Source organism: Latilactobacillus sp. VITA-14 (assembly GCF_046580785.1).
Taxonomy (GTDB): Bacteria; Bacillota; Bacilli; order Lactobacillales; family Lactobacillaceae; genus Latilactobacillus; species Latilactobacillus curvatus.
This window is the reverse complement of sequence record NZ_JBJKTM010000034.1, coordinates 1-8,484: the sequence shown is the minus strand read 5'-3', so window position 1 is coordinate 8,484 and position 8,484 is coordinate 1. Positions and strand designations below refer to the sequence as shown.

Below are 8,484 nucleotides of genomic sequence, written 5' to 3'. Positions count from 1 at the left end.
GGCATGATATTCTTAGTTTGGGTCATGAAGACACCTATCCTTATCTGTTGATTTTGTCGTTAATAATAAGAATAGGCCTTCATGGCCTTTTAAGCTAGTCTAATTGGTCTAGTTATCAAGTGTTGCACTTCAATTTTAAATCGGGGTATTAATTATTTTTTTAACTCGTCGTTTGTAAAATTAAGTTAGAAATAAAAAAGCCATTTGTGGTAGACTTTTGAATATCCCTAATCAAAAGAGAGATAACCACAAATGACTTATAAACATCTTACCACATGTGAATTAACCTTTATATATAACTTTTGGAAATAAGATATTAAAGCCTATCATGCCGCTAAAGCTCTTAAACGTTCCAGCGAAACCGTTTATCGTGTTTACCGGTTTCTAGATGCTGGTAATTCAATTAGTCAATTTCAAGAAAATCATCGAGTTAATAAAACTCATTGCGGTCGAAAAGCAATTGAATTACCAGAAGATGAAACCAAATACATTAAGCAGAAACTCGCATTAGGTTGGACCCCTGATACGATTATTGTTCGAGCTGAGATACAGATCAGTTGTAGTATGAGAACCTTATACCGACTTTTTCAAAAAGGTGTTTTCAATGTGAAATTGTTGCCAATGAAAGGTAAAAGGCATCCAAATGGTTACGTTGAACGGCGTGGTAAAGCTGGCCGACTCGGCAGAAGTATTTATCAACGCTATCAGGATTATCCTCATTTTCAACATGAATTTGGTCATTTAGAAGCAGACACCGTCCAAAGCAAAGCACATCAAGGTGCAGTTATGACCTTAGTTGAGCGTCTCTCCAAAGTTGAAATCATTTTAAACATCCAACAAAAATCGGCTGAATGCGTTAATAAACATCTTAATCAATGGTTGTCCCAACAGCCAAAACACCTTTTCAAGTCAATTACTTTTGATAATGGTAAAGAATTCACTGGTTGGAAAGAAATCGCAAATAAGCATGATATTAGTACTTATTTTGCCGAAGTTGGGGCTCCTAACCAGCGTGGCTTAAACGAAAATAATAATGGACTAATTAGACGAGATGGTCTCAACAAGAGCATGGATTTTCGCAATTTACCAAATGCTTTAGTTCAACAAGTCAGTAGCCGGCGTAATCGTATTCCAAGAAAATCATTAAATTATAAAACACCAATTGAGGTATTCATGGAAAACATCACAGATAAACAGCTATGTTATTTCTAACTTAATTTGACATTTCAAGAGACTAAAAAAGGCGAACTATCGCATTTATGTATGCCATTTCTGAACCACAAAAATTTTGAAAGCGCCTTGATTGCTAATTTATATATAAATTTAAAGAATGTCTAATAAATTTGCTTGTTAATATACAAATTTAAAAATTAGTCATTTTTTTGGCATTTTTTACTTATATTATATTTCAAAAATTATTCTTGTTGAAATAATTTTTGCGAAGAAAATGAGATTTTCTTACTGAATAACCGAATTACCCACCCAATTTTCATTTTTCGCTATTCCATATTGAAAATGTACTTCAACTATTTTCAATAATAATTTGCTCAGTTTATTTTTTTATCACTAGTTCCACTCTCCTATTTTTAGCACGCCCCGCTGATGTATCGTTAGTTGCTTTGGGGTTATTTTCACCAAAAGCTTCAATTGAGACGTTGCCTTCCGTCACTGCCTTTTGCTGCACGAAGAACCGCATGACTGAAACTGCTCGAGCAGCACTCAATTCCCAGTTACTTGGATAGTCTTTCGATTCTTGTGGCACATTATCTGTATAACCAGCAATAATGACCTCATTTTCTTTTAGTTGTTGAATTTTTGGCCCCAGTTCCTTTAAAGCTGCAGCAGAATCGGCAGTCAGATCCGCACTACCGCTGTCAAATAAAATATTGCTATCCAAATTTAAATGTAGTCCGTCAGACTTGAGTGAAGCTTTTGTGTTTTTTCCCAAGTTCATCTCTGCAGCAGTTTCGTTTAAACTATGAGCAATTTCTTTTAATTGCTGTTCTTGATTCTGTTGTGAAATACTGCCCTTTACTCCATTTTCTTGTTTGATCGCTGCTTTTTTAGTTTTAGGGTCCGGTGCCTGACTATCTTTTTCTTTATTAGTTACTGATGGTGAATCAAGTTCGATTGCGTTTGATCCACCGACTGCCGCACTTTTATGATTTTGTTGCTCTGGTGACAAAGCCATGATCGACCCAAACTCTGAACTGATTTTTTGGAACTTACTATCATCGACCTTGGCTGAAGCAAACATCACAATAAACAGGGCAAGTAGCAATGTTAACATGTCAGAATAAGGGAGCATCCAGGCTTCACTATCACTATCACTATCATTTTTTTTCTTTTTCTTACGCATGCCTGTCCCACTTTCTTTCCAATCTACTCATTTTTTTCAATGTCAGTTCGTCTGGTTTCACTGATCATACTTTCAAGGTTCTTTTCCATTGTTTTCGCTGAAACTCCTTCTTCGATCGCCAATGTCCCTGCCATGATCAGTTCTAAATTTTGAATTTCTTGTTCTGATTTACGTTGCAGTCTTTTAGCAAAGGGCATGAACACCAAGTATCCCATAAAAATACCAAACAAAGTCGCAACAAAAGCCGAAGAAATAGACTCTCCCAAGACACCAACGTTATCTAAGTGACCAAGTGCACCGATCAAGCCGATCACGGCACCCATCACACCAAGTGTGGGTGAAGTACTGCCGGCAGTTTGCATCATGGCAGTTCCTTTAGCATGCCGTTCCTCGATCGATGAGATCTCATTTTCCATGATTTCTTCGATTTCTTCTTTATCGATCCCGTCGACCACCATCTCCATGCCGCGTTTTAAAAACGCATCTTTTTCTGGATCTAAGTTGTTAACAGGCGTTTCCAAGGCCAACAAGCCTTCACGCCTGGCAACATTTGATAATTCTACTAATTTATCGATCGTTGCGCGGTAATCATACTTTTTTGCTTGAAATAATACTTTGAAAATTCCTGGTAAACGTTTGATGTCAGCCAGCGGATATGTATTGATCAGCGCTACAATGATCCCCCCAAAAATAATCATCATGGCCTCGGGGCTAAATAACATGGCTAAGCTAGCACCTTTTAAAATCATCGCTGCCACCACGATGACCAACGCGGCACAGATACCGATCAGTAAAAACAGGTCCATTTTTTCTCCTCCTCTTCACTCTTCCATTTTATTTATCGGACAAAATTGAAAAGATTTAAGGAAACTCATTAAAAAAATTTCCAAAAAAATAAAACGACTACAGAATTAACAAGCCTGTAGTCGTTTCAACTAAATATTTTGTTTTTGGCTAACTTCATTCCAAGTTTCCAATAATTCTTCTAACAATTTAACAATGGGCGGCAGCTTTTCCTTGTCTTTGCTGACATTAGCGGCCACTAATTGTTGCGTGATAAAGTTATATAAACGATTTAAGTCTGTCGTAATTTGACTATCAACCGAATGATCTAATGAAAATTTCAGCTCATCAACAATGTCTTGAGCTCTAAGCAATTCATGATTTGCCTTTACCATATCATTTTGATTCAATGCAATTTCAGCTAACTTGATTGCTTTGATGCCCCCAGAGATCAATAAACTGATCAGCTTGTTAGGCGAAGCGGTCAACACTTGATTCTTCAAATAAAAATTACGTTGCTTTTGTGCCTGTTTTACATCCATTTATTCAATTCCCCCGCCATCAATTTAACTATTTTGTAATTCCAGCTTGAAGTCACGGATCAATATTCTAATTCGATCATCGTCCCATCGGTAATTTTTTGGTGGTAAGTCCCACCCCTGGAAGACTTTTGACGATCTAAACTCTTTAATTGCTGCAACACTTTTTTCTTCTCTTTCGCCGTTACTTGCATCAGACTCTGATATTCAGACATTACTTGTTGTAAAACCACTTTTTGCTGCGCTGACAAGTTTGACTCAGTTTCCTGCAATTGAGTCAATAATTGATCATTGGCTTGTAGTAAAGCTAGAATGGAAGCAGTTGTTTGGTCCCAGTCTTTCATATTTTGCTTTAACTTCGTTAATATTTGTTCAACTTCTCGTTTTTCCAAACTTCTGCTCCTCTTTTATGATCGTTATTATTGTCGATCTACACCCAACTGGCTTTGCATGTATTGCATTTGTGAATCAGCTTGCATCATGATCGAGTCTAACTGGGTAAACTGTGCAATATATTGTTCCCGTTTATCGGCCAAACGCGCGGTGAAGTCATCGATCTGCGAGTTCAAGTCTTTGACCATCTTATCAATGCTATCGCTTTTATTAGTAATGATTCCCTTTTTAGTAGCATCGTTGCTAATAAATTCATTGACCAAACTATTTAATTTAGCAGTATAGCCCGTGTCCGTACTTTCGTCGAAGCTGTCCTCACCTTGAACATAGAAAAAGTCATGGACTTTTTCCGGTGAATCAGCTAACTGTGACTTAAACTTGTCTTCATCAAGGCTCAAAACACCATCCTTGTCAACGGAAAAGCCCATATCAAAAGGACTCAGACTAGCGCCATTGTCTTTATCGGCTTGTGTGATCATATTTCTCAAAGATGACTGTAGCCGTTGCAGAGTCGAATCGCCAACCAGCTTACCTTGAACATTAGTCGAAGAACTTTCCGCTGTGGAAGCTGACGGATTGCCCACATCCAGGTCACTTTTGATCAAACTCATTAAGTTATTGTATTGTGTTACAAAATCAGTAGCGGCCTTGACTGTTTTTGAATCATCATTCTTCAAGGATAAAGTGACGGCATCTTCAGGCTTGATCTCTTTTTTCAAGGTGACCGTCGCACCATCGATCGCATCAGAGATCACGTTACTATCACTTTCCATGTCAATGCCGTCTAGGCTATACTTGGCAGCCTGACCCAGATCAGCGGAAGTATTTAAGCCCAAGGCAGCTAAAGTAGCTGTATTCTTTGTTTGATCCAGTGTTGTTTCTTTAGCACCTGATTTGTTATTCGTCAAAACTAGGCGTTTGTTGATCACTACCGCCGAAACACCAATATTTTTTGATTCTTTATTGATCTTATCAGCAATATCGAGTAGTGAATCCTTCTCTGTAATATCAATATCAACAGTTTCTGGGCTATCGTCAGTTTTTTCTCCTTGATAAGCAAAAGTCAGTTTACCGTTCAAGTTAAGATCAGTGCTATTCGTCTCTGCTGCGCTAACCTGGCTACCAGTCAACTTAGTTTGCTTAGCTAATTGACTGACCAAAAGTTCAAAATCACCGCCATTTTTGGCGTCGGAATTTCCTGAGATCGTTGCAAGATCTTCATTCGAGCTTTTAGCAATTTTAGAATAATAACTGTCATTATTCTGCAAGGCTTTAAGCTTAGTTTGAAAATTACTTAAAGCTGATGAAATTTCACTCCAGGCAGACTTTTCCTGGTTATATTTCGTAACTTTATTTTGTAACAGCGTTTTACCGCCAGATTCAGCCTCAATCAACTGATCAACAACATCCGTTGTGATCCCAGAGTACTGGCCCAAAAAGCTGAGCCCTGCATTGGGTGCTGAGGTAGCACTTGTAATATCAGCCATTTACGTCACTATCCTTTCTTATCGACCGTAATTCCCATCTGATCCCAGATTTTTCCCAAAACATCAAGCATTTTATGAGAAGGGATCTCCTTTAACACTTTGCCGCTTTGCATATCCACCATTTCAACGTACTGCCGTCCAGTCCGCTGATGAATTTCGAATTTCAGTTTAAAATCGCGGCCCAGTAACTTTTTATTCAATGTATCAACTGCTTTTTGCAGTTCTTGCGGGTCTACGACTACATTATCGGCTGAATCCTCAACTTCTTTAACGTTTTTACCATCATTTAACTGAAAAAGTTTACCCAAATATTTTTCCTGATCTTTACGAATGAATGATTCATCCATTAATGAAGTATCCATTTCATAACTATCAGTCGCAACTTTCTGGATTTTATTAATAGCCGGCGTGGGTTCGACTGGTGGAATATTATTGATCTGCATGTTACCTGTCCCTTCTTTCCGTGTCTTACATATATTCACTCCAATATTTCTAGTTAAATTCTCTTTTGATTTAGTCAGGCTGCGCGAGTCAACTTCTTTCGGCTTATCTAAGCAACAGACTTCGATGATAAGAACGTTTCGAAATCAGCTGTTCCGACAATGCTTGGAAGTCCCCGATATGCCTTCACCTTGTTTTTAGTCAGGTTACGAAATGCAAAAGCTTGCGCTTAACTAACTTCAACAACAAGTCGCTAAAGACATGACTTATTGTTAAAGTCCCTTAATGCTCGGCTTCATACCGCATTTTCTCCACCTTGTTTTTCTTAGTCAGGTTACGTGAGACAGAAAGCTCTGCCTATCCAACCTTAGCTTCACATCGCAAAATACGTGATTTGAAGCTAAGGTCCGATAGTGCTCACTTTCTCCCGTCTCACTCCACCTTGTTATTAAAAAAACCGACCGCCGAATAAACGACGATCGGCCTGTGCCAATAATATTTTGTTAGCCCTGAAGTAATGACAAGACACTGTTTGGCATTGCGTTAGCCTGTGCCAACATTGATGTTGCTGCTTGTGAAAGGATGTTTGACTTCGTAAAGTTCATCATTTCTTCAGCCATGTCAACATCTTCAATCCGTGAGTTAGCTTCAGAAAGATTTTCTGTTGTTGTTCCCAAATTGTTGATCGTATGGTTCAAGCCGTTTTGAGTAGCACCAAGTTCGGCACGCTGATCAGAAACTGTGTTAATTGCATCTTTAATCGTTGTGATAGCTTTCTGGGCATTTGCTGCTGAACTCAAGTCAATTCCAGGAACAGCATCTTTAGGGCCTCCAGCTTCCCCCTCAGGAATTGCTTCCGAGCTTTTATTAACACCCAGTGCTGTTGAATCCATTTTTTTCAGTGTAACTGTATCTGTTTGTTTCTCGCTTGCACCAACTTGGAAGGTCAGTGTTAAAGTATCAGATTTTTCTGAACCATCAGCGTTCTGTTCTCCGATTAACAACTTCTTAGTGTTAAATTCAGTATTTTTAGCAATGTCATCAATGTTTTTCTGCAGCTTAGAAATTTCTTTAGTGATCTTACCACGATCTTCGTCAGTCAAAGTATCGTTAGATGCTTGCACTGCCAAATCATTCATCCGGCTCAAAATGCTATGAGTTTCACTCAAAGCTCCTTCAGCTGTTTGGATCAAAGAAATACCATCTTGAGCATTACGTTTAGCCTGCTTCAAACCACCGATCTGTGCTTTCATTTTTTCTGAAATAGCCAAACCTGCAGCATCGTCGCCAGCTTTGTTGATCCGCTTGCCGGATGAAAGTTTTGCCAAAGAATCACTCTTTGATGCATTGGCTGCAGATAAACGTGAATATGTGTTCAATGCAGCTACGTTAGTATTAATTCTCATTGTTTGTTCCCCCGAATATTTTGTATTTTGTTGCTTACAAATATATATATCGGTTCAGTTTTAAATTGTTTAAGTCATTTTAGAAATTTTTTCCGAAAAAAAGAGCCCCATCTTTTGTGATGTGACCCCGTTCTTGTTATGAAATCAATTTAATACCAGTGATTCTTGACCCAATGTTTCTGTGCATTAGTCCAACTGCCGTATCTTTGTTGGACATATTGAGCCGCAACTTTTTCTTGATTGGCAGGTGAAAAATCACCATGCAAATAATTTTGATCCAGCTGATATTTGCCAATATAGCGTCCATTTCGAGCATTATAGTTATTGCTCGACTCATGCTGAATAATATAATCACGTGCACTTTTTTCTGCCCCAGCCAATGTTGGCTCTAAACTGTTGCTAGAACTGGCAGAAGCGTTCTCATCAAGGTCAACATTCGCTAGTGACGCTACTGTTCCAGCATCATTGACCATAGAGGTCGGTTGCGCAGCCGCACTTATTTGTGCTCTTCCAGGAATAGTTAAGTTCTGTCCGGCTAGAATAAAATCCGGATCGTTTAACTGGTTAGCCTGAGCAACAGCTTGTGTAGTGGTGTGATATTTCTCTGCCAACTCAGAGACAGTATCGCCCTTTTTGATTTTGATCGTTTGTTGTGCTGTTTCTAAAGCATTCGAAAACTCAGCTGCTTGCTGCGAATTAGTCGCCTGTGTTGCGGCTTGCATCGACCCATTATTATGAACTTGCAGGTCATTATTAACTAAATTCATTTTTAAAACCCGTTTCCTTCTTTAATTACTATCACGATTCCTAATTATATAGTGTTTTAAAATATTTTACAGTATCTTTTTAATATCGATCGAATTAATTTGCTTTTCCCAGCAATTATATTGAATAGGTAGATTGTAAAATTAATCCGAACGCTGTTCGGACAAAAAGATCAGCTTCCTTTAAAATGGTGTTTACCACAAACCCATCTTTTAGGAGCTGATCTTTTGTCTAGTATAACCTATTCCGAACGAATTAAAATCGAAACCTTTTGTGAACTAGGGCTGTCCAATATCCAAATGGGCGTTCGG

General features: G+C 38.4%; 8 protein-coding genes and 1 pseudogene. 1 reads left to right on the top strand and 8 read right to left on the bottom strand.

The annotated features are described in order from the left end of the window. The first annotated feature begins 252 nt into the window (after positions 1-252). Positions 253-1,212 (top strand): annotated as a pseudogene (locus ACF1X7_RS09785) (IS30 family transposase). A gap of 340 nt (positions 1,213-1,552) precedes the next feature. Here the strand turns inward: ACF1X7_RS09785 and ACF1X7_RS09780 are convergent. The 8 genes from ACF1X7_RS09780 to ACF1X7_RS09745 all read right to left on the bottom strand — a co-directional run bounded on the left by ACF1X7_RS09780 (position 1,553) and on the right by ACF1X7_RS09745 (position 8,175). Further along, a complete protein-coding gene (locus ACF1X7_RS09780) occupies positions 1,553-2,359 on the bottom strand; it encodes an OmpA family protein (protein ID WP_411162731.1) in 807 nt (268 codons plus the stop codon). Between the two features lie 23 nt (positions 2,360-2,382). Further along, positions 2,383-3,165, bottom strand: a complete 783-nt coding sequence (locus ACF1X7_RS09775; RefSeq protein ID WP_254669735.1) for a MotA/TolQ/ExbB proton channel family protein — start codon at positions 3,163-3,165, stop codon at positions 2,383-2,385. A 129-nt stretch (positions 3,166-3,294) separates the two neighbouring features. Beyond that, positions 3,295-3,684: a flagellar export chaperone FliS gene (fliS, locus tag ACF1X7_RS09770; protein WP_039099558.1), complete on the bottom strand. Its 390-nt coding sequence runs from the start codon at positions 3,682-3,684 to the stop codon at positions 3,295-3,297. A 59-nt stretch (positions 3,685-3,743) separates the two neighbouring features. After that, a complete protein-coding gene (locus ACF1X7_RS09765; RefSeq protein WP_039099557.1) occupies positions 3,744-4,073 on the bottom strand; it encodes a hypothetical protein in 330 nt (109 codons plus the stop codon). A gap of 27 nt (positions 4,074-4,100) precedes the next feature. Continuing rightward, positions 4,101-5,561: a flagellar filament capping protein FliD gene (fliD, locus tag ACF1X7_RS09760; protein WP_411162730.1), complete on the bottom strand. Its 1,461-nt coding sequence runs from the start codon at positions 5,559-5,561 to the stop codon at positions 4,101-4,103. An 8-nt stretch (positions 5,562-5,569) separates the two neighbouring features. Beyond that, a complete protein-coding gene (locus ACF1X7_RS09755) occupies positions 5,570-6,004 on the bottom strand; it encodes a flagellar protein FlaG (RefSeq protein ID WP_411162729.1) in 435 nt (144 codons plus the stop codon). 501 nt (positions 6,005-6,505) lie between these two features. Beyond that, positions 6,506-7,408: a flagellin gene (locus ACF1X7_RS09750; protein ID WP_254677194.1), complete on the bottom strand. Its 903-nt coding sequence runs from the start codon at positions 7,406-7,408 to the stop codon at positions 6,506-6,508. Between the two features lie 149 nt (positions 7,409-7,557). After that, positions 7,558-8,175 carry a LysM peptidoglycan-binding domain-containing protein gene (locus ACF1X7_RS09745; RefSeq protein WP_253732488.1) on the bottom strand — a complete coding sequence of 206 codons (618 nt, stop codon included), beginning with the start codon at positions 8,173-8,175 and terminating at the stop codon, positions 7,558-7,560. Positions 8,176-8,484 lie beyond the last annotated feature (309 nt).

Excerpts from the sequence above, each read along its gene's own strand:
- ACF1X7_RS09780 (WP_411162731.1), bottom strand. The coding sequence starts at position 2,359 with ATGCGTAAGAAAAAGAAAAAAAATGATAGTGATAGTGATAGTGAAGCC.
- ACF1X7_RS09755 (WP_411162729.1), bottom strand. The coding sequence starts at position 6,004 with ATGCAGATCAATAATATTCCACCAGTCGAACCCACGCCGGCTATTAAT.
- fliD (WP_411162730.1), bottom strand. The coding sequence starts at position 5,561 with ATGGCTGATATTACAAGTGCTACCTCAGCACCCAATGCAGGGCTCAGC.
- fliS (WP_039099558.1), bottom strand. The coding sequence starts at position 3,684 with ATGGATGTAAAACAGGCACAAAAGCAACGTAATTTTTATTTGAAGAAT.
- ACF1X7_RS09750 (WP_254677194.1), bottom strand. The coding sequence starts at position 7,408 with ATGAGAATTAATACTAACGTAGCTGCATTGAACACATATTCACGTTTA.
- ACF1X7_RS09775 (WP_254669735.1), bottom strand. The coding sequence starts at position 3,165 with ATGGACCTGTTTTTACTGATCGGTATCTGTGCCGCGTTGGTCATCGTG.
- ACF1X7_RS09745 (WP_253732488.1), bottom strand. The coding sequence starts at position 8,175 with ATGAATTTAGTTAATAATGACCTGCAAGTTCATAATAATGGGTCGATG.